This is a genomic window from Enterococcus sp. AZ078, assembly GCF_051714985.1.
GTDB classification, from domain to species: Bacteria; Bacillota; Bacilli; order Lactobacillales; family Enterococcaceae; genus Enterococcus_B; species Enterococcus_B hirae.
This window is the reverse complement of sequence record NZ_JBIOSW010000001.1, coordinates 1485525-1503705: the sequence shown is the minus strand read 5'-3', so window position 1 is coordinate 1503705 and position 18181 is coordinate 1485525. Positions and strand designations below refer to the sequence as shown.

The following is an 18181-nucleotide window of genomic DNA, read 5'->3' as shown; positions in this document are numbered from 1 at the left end:
TAAGTATGTACTATCCTTATTTGAGAGGGAAACAGTTTGATCTTTTAGCATTAAAAGAAATGATTCAACAGAATCTATTATCTAAAAAGGTGGTTCCCATCATCGAACCAGTTCGTGATTCAGCTACCTTTAAAAACGTTGTCGAGTTATTCCAAAAAGTAAATCACCCGCTGATCATCATCGATAATCCCCAAGTGGGTCAGTTCAAACTTTTTGATGAACATTTACATTTATGGGAAGAAAAAGAAAATAGTTCCATTCAACATGCAATGATCATCACGTCCGATAATTACCAACAGATCATGGAGCAACCACCTAAATTGATCATTTTTGATGGACAACATCAGCCGCGTGATCCAAAAATATGGAAAGAACTTTCAAAAATGGATACTCATTTTTTGTTACCAGACCATAGTCGGTTCCATATCTGGTTACCAGAAAACAAAATCATCATAAAAGAAGCCTTTAAACCAAGAAAACACGTAGAAGATTATAGCGAAAAAATAGATGATTTTTTTAGCGACGACTATTTGTTTTTTAAAGAAGAGGGGAATCATGGCTTTTCAGATTTTACGATTGAAGGAAGTCGCTATTTTGATAAAGGCTTTCCTAGTCGGGCATTGGCACTTCATCTGACCTATGTTGATGCATATGGTAATCTCAGAGTAAAACATTTTATTTCTGATACGAACGATTCAGCTAAGGATCAAGCACTAAAGTTTTTTGAAGCTGTTGAAAAAATGCAACAGTGGGTATTGAGGAACCAAGATCAACTGTTGATTACAACGGGTATATTAGCCCTGCTTTCTTTGAAACAACAAAAAAAATTTCCTGGTTTAGGTGTATTGAAAAAATGGACATTGGTCCATCATTTAGAACTGCTCAGTTTATTATTAGACCAGCCGACTAATTGGTTACGCATGTATTCTAAAGTAGAAGAATTACATTCGCTGATTTGTGGTATTGGACATACAGAACGACAAAAATTGGTTTGATTCCCCTGACTAGTTTATGTTTTGAAGCTAGTGAGAGATTTTTTTGCTAATCAATCCTGTTTATCAAAATAAGATCATTCTTTGAGCATTTTTATTTGTCGCTTAAATTGGTTTTTGGTGGCTTCTAACCCTTCATTATTTGCTAAAACAATGAGGTTTGGTCGTTTTTTTAACTCATCTAATTTCTTCGTGTCTTGCTCAAAAAGAGCGAGCCTTTTTTTGATTTGATCCGGAGCATCTCCACGTTGTTCTAAACGCTGCTTCAATTTGTTTTTAGCGATAGTCACAAATACTGGTTGGATCTGTTCCCCAAATGCATGGAAGAGTGCCCAAAAACCAGCAGCTGTTAAAATCGTATAACAATCACCATTTTTCAACTTTTGAGCAATCTCCCTCTTAGTTGAACCATATTTATGTCCCGCATATTCATCCCATTCCACAAATGCCTGTTCAGTGATCAACTGTTCAAATTTGTCTTCAGAGAGAAAATAGTAATCTTTTTGATCGGTTTCACCTTTTCGAGGAGGACGAGTCGTCGAAGTGACAATTTTTTCTTTTGGATCAAAAAGAGCATTAGCAATGGAGGTTTTTCCTGAACCAGAAGGACCAATAAATACATAACATTTGTTCATCATGAATCTCCTTTAACCCTTTATTTCTTTTATTAAACGATACACGAGAAAGTTTCTTTTAGCAATTGTTCTTTTCGCATAGATATTCCAGGTGGACGACAATAAATTTTGTCTTATAAAAAACACTCTCTTGAGTCTTTAGAAAATCGTCTAAAGAGCAAAGAGAGTGTTTTAAATATACAGTTCAATTAAATTTAATCATTTAGACTAATAAACCAGTGACGATTGCACTTAAAAAGCTGACTAATGTGGCAGTCAACAAGATTTTTAATCCATGTTTCGCAACTAAGTTTCCTTTTTCTTCATTTAGACCTTTCATAGCACCCGAAATGATTCCAATGGAAGAGAAGTTAGCAAAAGATACTAAAAAGACAGATAAAATAGCTGTTGTACGTTCAGTAAAATGCAGGTTCCCAGTGGCTAGTTCTGTCATCGCAACAAATTCATTTGTCACAAGTTTCGTCGCCATGATACTACCCGCATCCACAGCTTCTTTCCAAGGAATCCCGCTGATAAATGCTAGTGGAGCAAAGATGTAACCAAGAATTTCTTGGAAAGAGATCCCAAAGATTCCACTAAAAATGGCATTGATCATAGCAATAAGAGCAACGAATCCAATCAACATAGCAGCGACTGTAATCGCTACATGAAAGCCGTCAAGAATATATTCTCCAAGCATTTGGAAGAAAGTTTGTTCTTTGTTTTCTTCAATGATCAACTCATCTTCTTTTTCTTCTAATTCATAGGGATTAACGATGGAGGCCAAGATATACCCACCGAATAAGTTCAATACCAGCGCAGTAATTACATACTTAGAATCGATCAATGCCATATAAGAACCCACGATCGACATCGAAACAGTCGACATGGCAGAAACGCTCATGGTAAATAAACGTTTTTCAGATAAGAAAGGCAATTCTTTTTTTATTGAAATAAAAACTTCAGATTGACCTAGTATTGCTGAAGCAACACCGTTGTAAGATTCTAATTTCCCCATACCATTGATTTTACTTAAACCCAATCCAACTGCCTTCATGAATAATGGCAAGATCTTGATATAACGCAAAATCCCGATGATTGCAGAAATAAAAACAATCGGCATCAAAACATTTAAGAAAAACGGCGCACTGCCTTTATTGGCTACCCCAGCAAAAACGAAATTGACTCCTTCACCTGCAAACGCCAGTAAATGATCGAATACTTTCGCTAACATGGAAACGACTGCTGTACCAAAAGTCGTTCGTAACAAAATAAAACCAAAAATAAATTGCAACACGATCATCAATAGTAAAGGTTTTACTTTGATGGCTTTCTTGTTGGTACTAAACAAAAAAGCAAGGCTAAAAATAAAAAGTAATCCAATAATTCCTAAAATCTGACTCAAACTATCACTCCTAATCAAAATTCCGTTTAATTTTACACGTTTTATCGTTAAAATACTAATTTTTTGCTAAGATTATCATCGCTTTTTTAGACTGAAACGCATACATTTCAATTGAAACGGATACAACAAAATAAAACTCTTAAAAGATTATCAGTTGCACTTTTTCAGGTGCAATTTAAATAAAATCTTTTAAGAGTTTATTCAGCTATTTGTTCATAAAGAAACAATGCTTATTGATAAAATAAATTTTCCGATGGATAGAAGGGAGCACTTGTGATATCAATACCTAATTGTTTCAACGTTTGTTCATCATTTTTATTGACGATGACTGTCGAGTGAGCTTGAGCACCATCTAATTCAGCAAGTTTGTCATAAGCTACTTGAGCGATAGGGTTGGTTACCGCACTGATTGAAAGAGCAATCAGTACTTCATTTAGGCTCAATGTATCAACGGAAGAATGCAGTGCGGAAGACTTCATCCCTTGAATCCGTTCTAGAACAAGCGGCGACAACAATGGAATATTATCTGAGATATGTGCCAAATGTTTGATCGCATTTAAAATGACGGCAGCAGAAGCATTCATTAAAGAACTGGTGCGTCCTGTAATGATCACTTCATCGGGTAATTGGATCGCGATCACCGCAGAAGGATCGTTGCTGTCATTTTGAACAGTTTTTGCATACTCGTGAGCAGGCAATACCACTTGACGGTCTTCAGATTGAAGACCTACTTCTTCCATGATCAATTTAATTCGATTTACTGCTTCCTCATCGATCAATCCTTTTTTGAAATCACACTCTGTTTGGAAAAAGCGGCGGATGATTTCTTGTCGAGAAGCTTCTTGCACAACTTCATCATCAACGATTCCGAATCCCACACGATTCACACCCATATCGGTAGGGGATTGATAGATTGATTCTTTACCAGTGATTTTTTCAATGATCCGTTTGATTACTGGAAAGGTTTCAACATCTCGATTATAGTTTACAGCAACCTTGCCATAGGCATCATAATGGAAGGAATCGATCATATTGACATCTTTTAAATCCACAGTGGCAGCTTCATAGGCAATGTTTAGTGGATGTTTCAATGGGACATTCCAAACAGGGAAGGTCTCAAATTTTGAATAACCTGCTGATTGTCCTTTTTGGCTTTCATGATAAAGCTGATTCAAACATGTTGCTAGTTTGCCACTACCAGGTCCAGGAGCAGTAACAACAACGATTGGCTTACTGGTCTCAATATATTCATTTTTGCCAAAGCCGTTTTCAGAAACGATTTTTTCAACATTAATTGGATAATCTTCAATTTCTGAATGTTTGTAGACTTTGATATCACGTCTTTCTAATTTATTGACGAAGACATTCGTAGCTGGCTGACCATTGTAACGAGTAATGACGACACTATTGATAGATAATCCGTAGCCACGCATTTCGTCGATCAAGCGTAAAATATCCATGTCATAAGTGATACCATAATCCCCACGAATTTTATTACGTTCAATGTCTCCAGCGTAGACGCAAATCAAGATTTCTGCTTGGTCTTTTAATTTTTGTAACAATTTGATTTTTGCATCTTCTTCAAAGCCAGGCAAAACACGTTTGGCATGCTTATCATCGACCAATTTGCCTCCAAATTCTAAATATAATTTGTCATAGTGATTCACTCGTTCAAGGATATATGCTGATTGTTCTTCGATATATTTCTCTGAATCAAAACCGATTTTTTTCACGAGATTCCCTCCTTAAGTACTAAAGCATTTTTTCATTTTTTTTGATTTTCGTCAACTAGTAACTAACACCGGATTAAAACAACAGATAAAATCTCAAATCTGGCTTGTTTCATCTTAAATTCATTGGTATGATAGTTTTGATAAGGAAGGTGTCACATGAAAAAAAGACAGAAAAAGAAAAACGCATATAAACAATATATCCGTTCGATTTTTACCGGTTATGAAAAAATGCTCGAAAATACTGATTTAGAAGAGATGAAGTTTACTTATTTGAATGAAGAAACACTATTATCTCGTGATGAAAATCAGCGCATTCACTTCACAACCAGAGATCTGCCTCAAAAATAAAAAAATTACTGAGTGAAAAAGAGTGGGGGGATCTGTAGTAACCCCCAAAAGTTAGAATCTAACTTTTGGAGGTCGCTTCAATCCTCTTTCCACTCTTTTGTTTTACTCTCGATACGTAAGATTATTCAATAGTGAAAGCACAATAATCAGACCTTATCAAAACGGTGGATAATCAATGAATATTGATTAAAAGATACATAGAGGAGGAAGCCCTTTGTAACATTTTTTTCTATAAAATGGTACTATTAAATTATCAATTCAATAGTAAGTAAACTCAACCTATTGTGCTTCTGTCCAAGAAAGTGGATAACTGTGAGGAGGTAATCAAAATGAAAGAAACACCACAAGAAAATAACGAAGAAATCATCATTCAGCAAGAAGATGACACTACTTTTTTTGATATCAAAGAAAAAGCTAGCACGAATCTATCTCAACTGTTAGAGGATTTACAAGCATTTGAAAGAGCTGTTCGTGAAGAAAACATTCCAGAAATCTATCAACTGTATAATGGTCATTTAAATGAGGAATTGAAAAAAAGTTCGAATGAAAACCATGAAATCGATCAGCTATTAATGCGGAAAATCCATGATCGCTTTATTCAAGAATTTCCATTTATGGAGCTAGTCGAAAAGATTTCTCCTACGATGAGTTATTACAAGATCGGTACGTATTATCACGAAAGGCCAACAATTGGCATCGATGCTAGTCTACCGGAAATTTTCGTTTTGCCCCAAATTGACGAAGAGTGGGGCACCTATGCAAACCAGGAACCGGATGACTACAGTCAACAAATTAACGAACTTGATGCTAAAGTCATCACTGCAAAAGCCGAGATCGATCGTCTGGATGAAGAATTAAAAGAAGTGGATCGCCAAATCTCTGATCTGGATGACACTAAAGGATTCTTAAATCGGAAAAAAATTGATGAAGAAATCCAAGAACTAAAAAAACAAAAACAAGCATTATCGAATGAAAAATTAGGCTGGATGCCTTATCTTGAAGCACCTGAAAAAATCCAAAATCAAAAAGCTGCTTTACTTAACGAAGCAAAAGCGAATCAATTACGTGCAGCGATCGTTGAAAAAGAACAACGACAAATCAATCGCTACTTCGGTGGGATAGAAGGGTTCAGTCAAACCATCCATCATTTCCTAATGAATTACTTAGGTAATGTTGATCCACATGAAAACCCAGAAGTATCGATGCAAGAGGGAGGGGTAGAGTAATGAATGAGCATGAAGAGTTAGAAAAAAATGAAGAGCTGGAAGCACAATCGTTAGCAGAAACGACTGTGGCGGAAGAAGCAATAGAAACAGATCCTGAAAACTCCAGCAATCACTCTGCTTCTGAAGATGATTTGCTTGATGAAAATGAACAGGTCACTTCTGAACAATTAGAGGCAATTGAATCCAGTCATCCACATGAAGCGAGGGAAAATCAAGTCTATTTAGAAACAAAAGAAAAAGACCATCAAGACATTGTTCTTTTGATTGAAACAGCAGAGGCAGAATTAGCGGATTTACGCTTACGAAAATATCTACTTGAATCGGACTTTTCACAATTATTAGATGCTTTTGAACGCTATATCTTAAAAGCAGAACCTATTTCCCCGATTGGTAAGACAAGTTTGATCGAATACTTTACTTATGAGTTGCTAAAACCTTTAAATGATATTGGGTTGAAATTCTCTAATACCACTTATGATACTTGGGAAACACGACATTTTTCGATCAACTATCGTTTGAATGATTCCAATCAATTAGTATTTTCTTTTGTTCTTCCGACGATTGATCAACGATACCAAGTGGAATCACTCAACTTATTGGAAGTTTCACCAGAAACGATGGAAATCACGGTTCAGGATGACCGTGTGTTATCTTTGATTCGTTATTGGTCTGTTGAACGGGTATTCTCTGCTGGTCAACTGACTATTTTCAATCATAAGTTCAACCAAATATTAGCTCATGCACGTCACTTAGGTTTCTTAGTCAAGCAAACCTTACTAGATAACACCCAACCGTTACATCTGAATCTTCAAAGTCAATTTGAATTGACTGACCAGGTACTAGATGACATCTTTATCGTAGCGATGAAAAATCCTCAATATGATTTTGAAAAAATTGGAGAAGAAAAATACCAAGTTCTATTAGATAAAGGACAATCCATGATCATTTCCAAAAATCAGAAAAACCAAACAATGCTTGAAGTTTCTTCTGGGGAGTACCATCGATCAGTGATTGATTTCTTTATCAATTACGAATTTTTGGTTCCTTTGATGGTTCGAAAGGCTTAGACAGGATATAAACGTGTGGCAATCCTTAGAGAGATTGTCGCATGTTTTTTGTTCCGTCTGCAGGCAATAGATCACACGGTTCTTCCGAGAGATAGTTAACTGAGAAACTGTTGAGAAGAAAAGAAAGAAGGAAATAAGATGGAAAATTTTAAAAAGAGCGGGATGTTCTCTGTGATTGCTGCATTAGGTGCGAATATTTTAGTTGCAATCAGTAAATTTGTCGGTTATGCCATTAGTGGAAGTGCGGCAATGCTGAATGAAAGTATTCATAGTATCGTCGATTGCAGCAATCAAATCCTTTTGCTTTTTGGGGATAAACGAGCGAATAGAGGGCAAAGCGAGTTACACCAATTTGGCGAAGGAAGAGCAAAATATTTTTTTAGCACAATTGTGGCAACCATGCTCTTTTTTGGTGGGGGAGCTTTGGGAGTCATGGAAGCTTTTGAAAAATTGACCCATCCTGCGCATGAAGTTGATAACTCATTGATCGTTATCATTATTTTAATTTTTGGATTAGCCATTGAAGGAACGTCATTACGTATCGCTATGAAAGAAATCCATGAGTTGAATACCGAAAAATTATCATTGATGAAATTTTTGAGAGAAAGTCGTCACAGTGAAATTTTGATCATCTTTACTGAAGATTTTTGTGCCGTGATCGGACTCATTCTTGCTTTATTAGGAACAGTCTTGACGATGGTAACAGGAATTGCGGCGTTTGATGCGATTAGCGGCCTATTGATCGGATTATTGTTGATGGGAGCTGCCATTTTCTTAGCAAAAGAATTTTATAGTTTGATTGTTGGTGAAAGTGTGACAACGAGTGACTTGATTAAAATCAAGCAAGCCTTTGAGCGTCCGGAAGTCTCTCGTTTGATCGATGTAAAGACCGTTCATCTGAGCCCAACTGAGGTATTGGTAGCTGCTAAAATTGATATCTTTGATCACCCAGAGAATGAATCGTATGCAATCATCAATAACATTGAAGAAACGATTCGGCAGTCTTTAAATGATAAAAAAGTTTATATTTATATTGAAACTGATAAATATGACCCTAATTATCGAAGATGACCATGCTGATTCTTCAGCAAAACAATGCTTTTATGTTGCATAAAAATAACTTGTTTATGATTTAAAATTTCAATATTCAAGCTTAAAATGAGAAAAATATAATATTGTTTTTAGATAAAACGGCTACAATTTCGTTTTTTTATGTTACAATGAGTCCGCTGTTTATTTGTTGTAATTGAAGGAGACATTTTGATGAATAAAAAGAAAAGTGCGCCATGGCTTCAGGCTTTGCACGCAGTAATGCCACTTTGCTTAAGTTATATACCAGTTGGGTTAGCTTGTGGTGTCTTATTGCAAAAAGTGGGTTTTGATCCAATCTTAACCGGTCTGTTGTCCATATTAGTATTTTCGGGTGGAGCGCAATTTTTAGTTGCTTCGATGCTAACAACTCAAGCATCTTTTGCAACGACACTTTTGATGGTATTTTTCTTGGAATTACGTTACACATTGTTAGGGTCGAGTCTTTCAGGTTTTATGAAGAAAGAAAAGAGACTATTCTTGGCGGTATTTTCACAATCGTTAAATGATGAAAATTATGCGGTTAATTATCTTAAATATTCAACTGATCCTACATGGAATAAGCGTAAAGCTTTATATGTAAATTGGTTTTCGATGGCTTCTTGGACAGGTAGTAACATGATTGGAAACATGTTTGGTTCTGTTATCCATGTAGATGCTGATCTCGTTCACTTTGCACTGACTGCGATGTTTATCTTCATGTTTGTCATGCAAATGAAAAATAAGCTGCTCATTTTTACAGGATTGTTTTCTGGTGTATTAGGCGTTACTTTCATGGTCATGTTCCAAAATACATTAGGTTTAATTGCTGCGACGGTGATCGCCTCTTTTGCAGGGTTTGCTTTAGAGAAAGCTTTCAAAAAAGAGAAGGCAAAAAAATTAAAACGATTAAAAAACCGTGGCAAACATGTCAATGAACCACTATTCAACTTCCCAGAACAGGAGAGTCAACATCATGACTAAGACGTATCTTATTCTTTTAGTACTTAGTTTATTCGTGGTGGCTTATGTGCCACGACTATTCCCGATGCTCTATTTTACCCATCGGAAAGTCCCTTCATGGTTTAGTGAATGGATGAAATATGTGCCTGTTGCGCTATTCGCAGCTTTAGCATTCAAGGATGTCTTTATTACCCATGAACATTTAGCCATTGCTTGGAATATCAAAATCTTAGCTATGGTTCTCGTAGTTGGCGTGGCGTATAAAACTCATTCTATGGCATTATCAGTAGTAACTGGACTTGCTTCGGTATTTTTGCTGTCGATGTTTTAAACAGTTCCAAAATCTTGCCTTCTCTTAGTTTTAGAGAATGGCTTTTTTTTTGCCTTTTTTATTAAAATTTTAAGGATGATTTGTCCTTCTTTGAATTTTTGCTATAATGGGAAAGGTATTGATTTAAATATAGATAGTTGAGGAAAATTTAATGAATAAAAAATTGATGCAAGGAACATTTTGGTTAACCTTTGCTAATTTGCTTTGTAAGGTATTAGGTGTTGTTTACTTGATCCCATGGCTAAGTATGATGGGGAACAATCAAGAAGGAATGTTAGCGACCACTTTATACAATGTAGGTTATTTACCTTATGGCTTGTTCCTGATGCTGGGAACAGTTGGGTTTCCTAATGCGATTGCTAAAAAAGTCGCTGTAGCAACGAAAGAAAATGATGAACAGGGCTGTCGAACGATTTTTCGCAGTACCATCAATATCATGTTTGTCATTGGGATCATTTCTGCTGTGCTGATGTATCTTTTTGCCCCGATGCTTGCAGGAATCAGCCCAATTGCAAATGTAAATAATGGGATCTTAGCAATTCGTAGTTTGTGTCCGTCATTGATCGCCATTCCAGTTCTTAGTGCAATGAGAGGTTATTTTCAAGGGAAAAACAATCTGAGACCTTATGGGACCTCACTAATCATTGAACAAGCGGTTCGTGTCCTGGTCATTTTAGCAGGAACGTTTTACTTACGCGTCTTGACCGATGGAACGATTTTAGAAGCTGTTCTGATCAGTACAGTGGCATCCTTCTTTGGTGGGTTAGCAGCAATTATCCATATGTATTTCGTTGGAATAAAAAATGATTATTTCAAATTAAAAGATTTCTTGATCTCTAGTCGCTATTTCAAGCATGAAAATCGGGCAGAGTCGGTATCGATCATTCGTGAAACTTTACCTTTCATCTTTGTGGGATCTGTTATTACCATCGTGCAAATGATTGACCAAGTGACGATGAAGCCGTTGTTGCATTTTTTCAGACCTGAAATCACGAATCAACAATTGGAATTTTTATTTAGTCGAGCTTCAGTTAATCCCAATAAGTTGACATTGATCTTGATTTCTATGGTTGGTACAGTCGCAATCAGCAGTTTGCCGATTTTAAGTACTTTGAGAAAAAAAGATCGTTTGCAAATTGAAAAGACAGTAGGAGATAGTTTTTCAATTGCTGTCTTGATTTTACTTCCTTCTCTTGCGGGGATGTCATTATTGGCGGGTCCATTGTATACCTTATTTTTTGGATATGATCCTGATAGTGTCGGCTATTTCCAATTTGCCTTACTCGCTTCATTATTCTTTTCATTGTTCACGATTCTTTCAACGATGTTACAATCACTTAGCCATCATATGATTGCGATTCGGCTGACCGTTGAAGCGATTATTTTGAAAATTGTCTTTCAAGTGATTGGATTAGCACTATTTGGCGGTTATGGTATGAGTTTTTCAAACACAATGGCTTTTGCGATCGTGTTTATCAGAGGTTATTTCTATATGTGTAAAGAGTATCGAATCGCACCTCTAGCTAAAATCAGATTTTTCTTTCTTAAAACATTCCGCTCAACCTTGTTGATGCTGGTTCTTTGTTCGATTGTATTTATCCTATTGAACCTCCAATTGACGATGACGTCGAAAGCCCATGCTGTTGTTTATTGTGTTGGCCTTGGTGGAATAGGTGGGCTGACATTTCTCTTTGCTCAATTTGGCAGAAATGGGCTCCAATTACTTAAAAACTTCCAGCATCGGCATCACTCAACCAAAAATTAGGAACAACATCCAGTTCATGATAATTTTTTAAAGCTACAGAAAGTGAGAGGGACGTGATTGTTTCTCTCACTTTTTGAGTGAGAGGTTCAAATGTCATCTTTCTTATGATATAGTTAAATAGACTGGTAAAATTCTTTGAAATGAGGAAATTAAATAAATGAAACTTGCAGTAGTTACTGACAGTACGGCTTATTTGCCTGAACGAATCCAAAATCATCCTGATTTGTTCGTTATTCCGATCCCTGTCATTTTGGATGGGAAAATCTACAATGAAGGAATAGACATAGAAGCTGACGAATACTATGGGCTTCTAAATAAAAGCAAAGACTTCCCGACCACTTCACAACCTGCAGTTGGAGAAGTACTGGCGCTTTACGAAGAACTGAAAAGAAAAGGATACGATACCATCTTAAGTATCCATTTATCCTCTGGGATCTCCGGCTTTGTCAACACATTACATGCTATGAAAAACGACATTGACGGTGTAAAAATCGTTCCTTATGATTCTAAGATCACGAGTATGCCAATGGGTCACATGGTAGAAGCTGCTCTAGATTTAAATCAAAAAGGTCAATCTCTTGAAGAAATTATCGCACATATCGATCGTATCCGAGATAATACGTATGCTTATCTCATCGTGGATGACTTGAACAACTTAGTACGCGGTGGACGCTTGACCAATGGGGCTGCATTGATAGGTGGATTACTTAAAATCAAACCGATTTTGACTTTTTCAGAAGGAAAAATCGTTTTATTTGAAAAAATCCGTTCAAGTAAAAAAGCTTTCGCTCGTGCCGAAAAAGTCATCGGCATGCGAAATGAGGAAATTGCACCACCTGTTAAACTTTATGTGATTCATGCAAATAATTTGGAAGTTGCCATACAAGAAAAAGAAAAATTACAAAAGCAATACCCGCATGCTGACATTGAGATTGGTCATTTTGGTCCAGTGATTGGTAGTCACTTAGGTGAAAAAGCAATCGGGCTTGCCATCTCTGCGCAATAATTTAGATTATTCAATTCAATGCAAGCATCGTCTCTCATTCATTGGGATACGATGCTTTTTTTGCATTTTTTCTATATAAGGCGTATAATCCTTAAAAGTTTAGTAAATGAGTAAATCACTAGGTTAGTAATTTACTAAAAGAGAAAGGATGGATTTAGATGGAAATCCCAACAAATTTAAAACACAAACCTGTTATTGTCGTTGAAGACTATGATCAAGTTGATGGTAGAAATGCTTTGCATACGGATGCTAAAGGACTATCTTTAGGGTTAGCACAATGGAATGATCGTGGAAAAGTTGATATTTCAGGCAAGGTATGGCGCCATACGGGTGAAAAATGGTCACGTCAATCGGAAGAACTACCAATCACTCGGATCTTAGATCTAGCAATTTTAGCTGCGCAAGGGAGTTTGTATTTTCAAGATGCGTATCGCTATGAAAAATTTTATGATCCTGAAAATCCAGTTGTCGATATTATTGGACTTCAAGGGAATCGAATGACGGTTGAAGTGGATACCAAAAATCCTAAGATCGATGAAAATATTATGCTCTATTATGACACGTTACAAAAAGATGGCGAATTGATCGGAGAACGTTTCCGAATTTTGAAACGTCTATTAGATGATTTAGGGTATTAAGGAAAAAAGGAGTGAGGTACATTGGAAGATTTCTCACTGACAAAAGACCGTCAATTTTCAAGTGTTGAAAAACAAATGATTTGGCAAAAGCCAACGAGTCATCGAACCAGTCAAGAAGAACAAAGAATCGCAGCTGAAATCTTTGAAAACTGGAATGATCCTGAAATGAAGATCAGTAACATCTTGCTTGAAGGGGATGCTGGGTCAGGAAAAACGCAACTGGCTAAAGCTCTTTCGGCTGATTTACAACTTCCTTATACGAAAATAACTTGTTTTGCGGATATGGATAAATCAGATGTCTTTGGTGCGCTATTGCCTATTGTTGAGTCTGACGTAGATGAAGATCAAGAATTGATTGATGCAATCAACCAAACAGAGACATTAGAGGCTGTCTTACGGTTAATAAAAAATCACTATAATCTTAGTACAGAAATGGCTAAATCCAAACTGGCTGATTTCATCAAGCGGATGGAACAAAATGAAAATAGTAGCGTTCGCTATAAATATTATCCCTCTGAAATTGTTCGTGCGATCGAAAAGGGGTATTTGTTAGAAATCCAGGAGCCAACGGTGATCCGTGATGCTTCCGTATTAGTTGCTTTAAATTCCGCTCTTGAGCCAAATGGATTATTGAATTTACCCACAGGTGTCGTCGTCCGTCATCCAGATTGCGTCATCATCATCACAACCAATCGGAACTACCAAGGTAATCGTCCGTTGAATGAATCTTTGAGAGATCGGATGCAACATGCTGAGAAGATGGATTTACCTTCACTTGAAGTGATGGCTGAGCGAGCCTTAGGTAAGACAAAGATTCAACAACCTGAACTGCTCTTGAAATTAGCGGAGATCATTCGTTTATTAGATGATACTGCCAAAGCGAATGCCATCAAGGGAGTGGCTGGTATGCGTTCTTACTTTTATTGGGCAAATACTTGGAAACAAGGGCAAGATCTTTTCCAGTCGATTTATCCTAAAGTTCTCTATAAATTGACCACTGTTCCAGAAGAATTGGAGATATTAACCCAAGCATTAGAACAAAGTGGGCTTCTTGAAGAACTTCGTGAATTATTACGGCAAATAAAGTGGGGACGTCTTTCAGAAGAAGCTTCAAGAAATCGAGGCAGAATCCTTAACGATGAAGAAGCTGATGAACGTAATATCGATCAACTAGCAGAAGAAACGTTGTCTTTAATGGAAAATGAGTCGCCTGAGATCGAAGAAGAAACTCCATCAGTGGAGAATGCTGAGATTGAAGAGGAAAAAAAGGCAGAGTCTTTTTCATTTGAACAAGAACGAAGTCAAGAAGTTTCAGGTCAGGGGCAACAGGAGCAACAAGCAGAAGATAATTCAGAAAAAATGTCTGCCTCTGATATGGAGGCTTACGACAAAGAAATCAAACGTGAGTTAACGAAAGAAGCACGACAAATAATGAAGGGGACGATGCACGAAAAAGAAGGACTGATCGTTCATCGACCAAAATTTGAACTCAAAGCACAAGAAGCAGAACAAATCAGACAACAAGTTTTACCGATCGTTGAAACATTAAGCCGTCAAATTTTAGATTTGTTGGAAAATGATGAATCAACGACTTATCAAAAAGGAAAATATGAAGGTCAACGGTTCAATGCGAGTCGTGTGGCCTATAATGACCTAGGTTATTTCGATAAGAAAAATCCACCCCACGAACAACCTTCATTGGCAGTGGCTTTAAGGATTGATGAATCTGGTTCAATGATTCGAGATGAACGAATCGAAGCAGCAAAAAAAGCAGCGATCGCCATCGCAGAATTTGCTAAACGTGTAAATATTCCTTTAATGATTTATGGAGATACAGCAGATGTCTCAACGAGAGAAAAGACCTCGATTTTTTCTTATAAAGAATTTAGTGATGATTTCCAATGGTTAGATGAGAAGTTAGTGACGATGAAACCACGACAAAACAATCGTGATGGTGCCAGTTTGAGACTAATTGCTAACAAACTAAGCCAAGAAGCTGCCACGACTAAATTGCTGATCTCGATTAGCGATGGCCAGCCTAAAGCTTTACCAGACTATACTGGGAAGAAGGCAAGGGAAGACATCCAAAGCGTTCTGTCTGAATATGACCGTCAAGGCGTCATCTTTGTGGCTGCTGCGATTGGACAGGATCAAAAAGAAATCAAAGAGATATATGGGGAAAATCGTTTCATTGATATGACAGACATCAACGAGTTACCACAGCAATTGATCCAATTGATTGCTCGCTATTTGTAAATAGCTGAAAATAGCTGGAGTCACGTATAAGTCCATTCATCGACTAAGAGAGATTGTGACAGAAGTTCCTAGCTCTGAGAACAAGCCGAAGAATTCGAAAATAGTTCCTATTTTTGGATTTTCGGCTTGTTTTTTTGTTAGAGCGACTGCTGGAACAACGGGAAGAGGTTATGAACGCATTGTAGCGTATGGTTAAACACCATTTAGTTTATCTATCAGACTCTTTTTGATCGTTAATCGACTGTTAAATCCTCACATTCTGCAAACCAGATAACGAAACAAAAAAGGAAACTGTTAAAGAGAAAACGATGTTATCGGTAACATCAACAAAAAATAGTGGCATTGTTTTATAATAGAGAAAAAGAGAAGGGAAGAAGACAATGACTCAAACAAAAGCTTGGTGGAAAGAAGCGGTCGGATACCAGATTTATCCTGCCAGTTTTATGGATAGTAATGGAGACGGCATTGGGGATCTCAATGGGATTCGTGAAAAGCTTCCTTATTTAAAACAATTAGGGATTGATTTTATTTGGATCAATCCAGTTTATTCTTCGCCTTTTATTGATAACGGTTACGATATTAGTGACTACCAAAATATTTTAGAAAAATTTGGAACAATGGCCGAATTTGATCAATTACTGGCAGAAGCACATCTACAAGGAATCAAAATCATTATGGATCTAGTCATCAATCATACCTCTGATCAACACGAATGGTTTATTGAATCAAAGAAATCACTGGATAATCCTTACCGAGATTACTATATTTGGGTAGATGGAACACCTGAAAATGCTCCGAATGACTGGCAATCGATTTTTGGTGGCTCAGCTTGGGCATATGATGAACAGACGAAACAATATTATCTGCACGTCTTTGCTAAAGAGCAGCCTGATTTGAATTGGGAAAGCGAGAAATTAAAAAATGAACTTTTTTCTATGATTCGCTGGTGGTTAGATAAAGGGATCGATGGGTTTCGTTTAGATGCGATTTCCCATGTGAAAAAAGATGAATATTCTGTTAAAGCAACTGAAAACCCCTTTTCTCCTTTTCAAAATGTTTCCGGGATCGATGAACACTTAAATGAATTAAAAGATGTTTTTGATGACTATGATATTATGACTGTTGGCGAAGCTAGTGGGGTGTCAGCTGAAGAAGGTCCTGAATGGGTCGGCGCTGATGGGTATTTTGACATGATCTTTGAATTTGACCATATCTCGATTTGGAAGCACGAAAAAGAAGGGAAACTTGATGTTATCAATTTAAAAAGAGCGTTAAGTGCCTGGCAAACCGCTTTAGACGGTAAGGGTTGGAATGCACTTTATATGGAAAATCATGATACACCTCGTTCAGTTTCTGTTTTTGGTGATCCTGAACATTATTGGCAAAAATCAGCAAAAGCAGTCGCAATGATGTACTTTTTCCTGCAAGGCACGCCATTTATTTATCAAGGACAAGAAATCGGTATGACGAATATGCCGTTTACTGCCATCGAACAAATCGATGCCGTCGATTCAAGACGTCTTTATAACCAATTGCTAGAAGAAGGAAAATCTCCTGAGGAAGCTATAGATATCGTTGCTGATACAACAAGAGACAATAGCCGAACACCTATGCAGTGGGGATCAGAAAAATATGCCGGATTCTCAACAAACGAACCTTGGCTGATGGTAAATCCCAACTATCATACACTTAACGTAGAAGAACAAGAAAACGATCCTTCGTCGATCTTATCTTTCTACAAACAAATGATCCGCATCCGGCGTGAAAATCAAGGATTGATCTATGGTTCATTCAAAGAATATCTCGCTGAACACGACCAACTCTATGTCTATGAACGATCATTTACCGATAAAAACTATCTGATTATAGTCAATCTAACGAGTGAAGTAGCGGAATATTCATTACCGAATGAAGTTGATGTTCCTTGGGAATTACTTCTCACGAATCAAGAAGAACATGTATTTGAACGAGTGGGTAAGCTTGATCCTTATGAAGCGAAATTATTTGTAAACAGTAAAAAAAGAAACTAAAAAAAGTTTGTCTTGAGCTTTCTAATGAAGTCCAAGGCAAACTTTTTTGACATACTGTATGAAGTTGGGTGACTGTACCTTTATAGAAATTAGATAATAAGTGAATATTTTATAATAAAGAATAACATTTACATAAATATTAGGTAGGTTATCAGTTAATTGATTCTTTTAAATCACTTCATACTCAGCTCGCGGACCACCAATATATTTTGGACGTGAACGCAGAGCTGTAACATGCGCGGCTCCTAATGTTTGACTGCTTGGTCGAACAGGTACTTGAACGTGTTTGACATGCATACCGATGGAAGTATCACCGATATCGATCCCAGCTTGCGCTACCACATGTTCCACTTCTACTGGATCATCGAATTGGTCAAACGCTGCTACTGAACAAGCGCCACCAGCGTGTAAGGCTGGTACAACAGAAACAATTTCAAATTGTTTTTGCTCTGCTACGGAGCGTTCGACGACAAGGGCTCGATTAATGTGTTCACATCCTTGAACAGCTAAAGCGACTCCTAAAGGTTGCAATATTTCTCTAATCGTTTGGATAATCCACTGTCCAACTGGAGCACTTGAGTTTTTACCAATTTGTCCACCGACCACTTCACTGGTACTACATCCTAATACAAATAAATCGCCAGATTTTAAATTTGCTTCTGCTAATACCTCGTTGACCATTTTGGTTAATTCTTGTTTTAAAGATTCTTCTGTGATGCTCATTTTATTCTTCCTTTCA

At 37.0% G+C, this 18181-nt stretch carries 16 protein-coding genes; 12 read left to right on the top strand and 4 right to left on the bottom strand.

Annotation, left to right across the window (positions count from 1 at the left end):
- Positions 1 to 5 precede the first annotated feature (5 nt).
- Positions 6 to 995 (top strand): sce7725 family protein, encoded by a 990-nt coding sequence (locus IGJ18_RS07025; RefSeq protein ID WP_113820761.1) that lies wholly within the window; start codon positions 6 to 8, stop codon positions 993 to 995.
- Positions 996 to 1069: 74 nt separating this feature from the next.
- On the opposite strand, the gene IGJ18_RS07020 is transcribed toward IGJ18_RS07025, so the two are convergent.
- The 3 genes from IGJ18_RS07020 to IGJ18_RS07010 all read right to left on the bottom strand — a co-directional run bounded on the left by IGJ18_RS07020 (position 1070) and on the right by IGJ18_RS07010 (position 4744).
- Positions 1070 to 1627 carry a guanylate kinase gene (locus tag IGJ18_RS07020; RefSeq protein ID WP_438843078.1) on the bottom strand — a complete coding sequence of 186 codons (558 nt, stop codon included), beginning with the start codon at positions 1625 to 1627 and terminating at the stop codon, positions 1070 to 1072.
- 202 nt (positions 1628 to 1829) lie between these two features.
- Positions 1830 to 3011: a NupC/NupG family nucleoside CNT transporter gene (locus tag IGJ18_RS07015; protein ID WP_438843077.1), complete on the bottom strand. Its 1182-nt coding sequence runs from the start codon at positions 3009 to 3011 to the stop codon at positions 1830 to 1832.
- A 230-nt stretch (positions 3012 to 3241) separates the two neighbouring features.
- Complete coding sequence (locus tag IGJ18_RS07010) at positions 3242 to 4744, bottom strand: DUF1846 domain-containing protein (RefSeq protein ID WP_438843076.1); 1503 nt, start codon at positions 4742 to 4744, stop codon at positions 3242 to 3244.
- A 156-nt stretch (positions 4745 to 4900) separates the two neighbouring features.
- Between IGJ18_RS07010 and IGJ18_RS07005 the strand changes: the two genes are divergently transcribed.
- The 11 genes from IGJ18_RS07005 to IGJ18_RS06955 all read left to right on the top strand — a co-directional run bounded on the left by IGJ18_RS07005 (position 4901) and on the right by IGJ18_RS06955 (position 17442).
- Positions 4901 to 5092 (top strand): hypothetical protein, encoded by a 192-nt coding sequence (locus IGJ18_RS07005; RefSeq protein WP_010719153.1) that lies wholly within the window; start codon positions 4901 to 4903, stop codon positions 5090 to 5092.
- A gap of 329 nt (positions 5093 to 5421) precedes the next feature.
- Positions 5422 to 6318, top strand: a complete 897-nt coding sequence (locus IGJ18_RS07000; RefSeq protein ID WP_010719154.1) for a hypothetical protein — start codon at positions 5422 to 5424, stop codon at positions 6316 to 6318.
- The gene (locus tag IGJ18_RS06995; protein WP_034697961.1) at positions 6318 to 7385 is read left to right on the top strand and encodes a hypothetical protein; all 1068 of its coding nucleotides are present in this window, start codon (positions 6318 to 6320) and stop codon (positions 7383 to 7385) included. Before IGJ18_RS07000 ends, IGJ18_RS06995 begins: the two co-directional genes overlap by 1 nt.
- A 138-nt stretch (positions 7386 to 7523) precedes the next feature.
- Positions 7524 to 8456, top strand: coding sequence for a cation diffusion facilitator family transporter (locus IGJ18_RS06990; protein ID WP_010737580.1), 933 nt, complete (start codon positions 7524 to 7526; stop codon positions 8454 to 8456).
- 192 nt (positions 8457 to 8648) lie between these two features.
- Positions 8649 to 9437, top strand: a complete 789-nt coding sequence (locus tag IGJ18_RS06985; RefSeq protein WP_010719157.1) for an AzlC family ABC transporter permease — start codon at positions 8649 to 8651, stop codon at positions 9435 to 9437.
- On the top strand, positions 9430 to 9747 hold the full coding sequence (locus IGJ18_RS06980) for an AzlD domain-containing protein (protein WP_010737579.1): 318 nt from the start codon (positions 9430 to 9432) through the stop codon (positions 9745 to 9747). The genes IGJ18_RS06985 and IGJ18_RS06980 overlap by 8 nt, the downstream gene beginning before the upstream one ends.
- A gap of 151 nt (positions 9748 to 9898) precedes the next feature.
- Positions 9899 to 11512, top strand: coding sequence for a polysaccharide biosynthesis protein (locus tag IGJ18_RS06975; RefSeq protein ID WP_010737578.1), 1614 nt, complete (start codon positions 9899 to 9901; stop codon positions 11510 to 11512).
- 157 nt (positions 11513 to 11669) lie between these two features.
- Entirely contained in the window at positions 11670 to 12518 is an 849-nt protein-coding gene (locus IGJ18_RS06970) for a DegV family protein (RefSeq protein WP_010719160.1), read from the top strand.
- A 158-nt stretch (positions 12519 to 12676) separates the two neighbouring features.
- Positions 12677 to 13156: a DUF6530 family protein gene (locus IGJ18_RS06965; protein WP_438843075.1), complete on the top strand. Its 480-nt coding sequence runs from the start codon at positions 12677 to 12679 to the stop codon at positions 13154 to 13156.
- 21 nt (positions 13157 to 13177) lie between these two features.
- On the top strand, positions 13178 to 15412 hold the full coding sequence (locus tag IGJ18_RS06960) for an AAA family ATPase (RefSeq protein ID WP_438843074.1): 2235 nt from the start codon (positions 13178 to 13180) through the stop codon (positions 15410 to 15412).
- Positions 15413 to 15792: 380 nt separating this feature from the next.
- Positions 15793 to 17442 (top strand): glycoside hydrolase family 13 protein, encoded by a 1650-nt coding sequence (locus tag IGJ18_RS06955; protein ID WP_438843073.1) that lies wholly within the window; start codon positions 15793 to 15795, stop codon positions 17440 to 17442.
- Between the two features lie 168 nt (positions 17443 to 17610).
- Here IGJ18_RS06955 and IGJ18_RS06950 read toward each other — a convergent pair whose 3' ends face one another.
- Positions 17611 to 18165, bottom strand: coding sequence for a TIGR01440 family protein (locus tag IGJ18_RS06950; RefSeq protein ID WP_034697955.1), 555 nt, complete (start codon positions 18163 to 18165; stop codon positions 17611 to 17613).
- Between the last annotated feature and the right edge of the window lie 16 nt (positions 18166 to 18181).

Bases quoted from the DNA above. Each gene is read 5' to 3' on its own strand.
- IGJ18_RS06965 (WP_438843075.1), top strand. From the start codon at position 12,677: ATGGAAATCCCAACAAATTTAAAACACAAACCTGTTATTGTCGTTGAA.
- IGJ18_RS07020 (WP_438843078.1), bottom strand. From the start codon at position 1,627: ATGAACAAATGTTATGTATTTATTGGTCCTTCTGGTTCAGGAAAAACC.
- IGJ18_RS06970 (WP_010719160.1), top strand. From the start codon at position 11,670: ATGAAACTTGCAGTAGTTACTGACAGTACGGCTTATTTGCCTGAACGA.
- IGJ18_RS06980 (WP_010737579.1), top strand. From the start codon at position 9,430: ATGACTAAGACGTATCTTATTCTTTTAGTACTTAGTTTATTCGTGGTG.
- IGJ18_RS07000 (WP_010719154.1), top strand. From the start codon at position 5,422: ATGAAAGAAACACCACAAGAAAATAACGAAGAAATCATCATTCAGCAA.
- IGJ18_RS07005 (WP_010719153.1), top strand. From the start codon at position 4,901: ATGAAAAAAAGACAGAAAAAGAAAAACGCATATAAACAATATATCCGT.
- IGJ18_RS06995 (WP_034697961.1), top strand. From the start codon at position 6,318: ATGAATGAGCATGAAGAGTTAGAAAAAAATGAAGAGCTGGAAGCACAA.
- IGJ18_RS06985 (WP_010719157.1), top strand. From the start codon at position 8,649: ATGAATAAAAAGAAAAGTGCGCCATGGCTTCAGGCTTTGCACGCAGTA.
- IGJ18_RS07025 (WP_113820761.1), top strand. From the start codon at position 6: ATGTACTATCCTTATTTGAGAGGGAAACAGTTTGATCTTTTAGCATTA.
- IGJ18_RS06955 (WP_438843073.1), top strand. From the start codon at position 15,793: ATGACTCAAACAAAAGCTTGGTGGAAAGAAGCGGTCGGATACCAGATT.
- IGJ18_RS06990 (WP_010737580.1), top strand. From the start codon at position 7,524: ATGGAAAATTTTAAAAAGAGCGGGATGTTCTCTGTGATTGCTGCATTA.
- IGJ18_RS06975 (WP_010737578.1), top strand. From the start codon at position 9,899: ATGAATAAAAAATTGATGCAAGGAACATTTTGGTTAACCTTTGCTAAT.
- IGJ18_RS06950 (WP_034697955.1), bottom strand. From the start codon at position 18,165: ATGAGCATCACAGAAGAATCTTTAAAACAAGAATTAACCAAAATGGTC.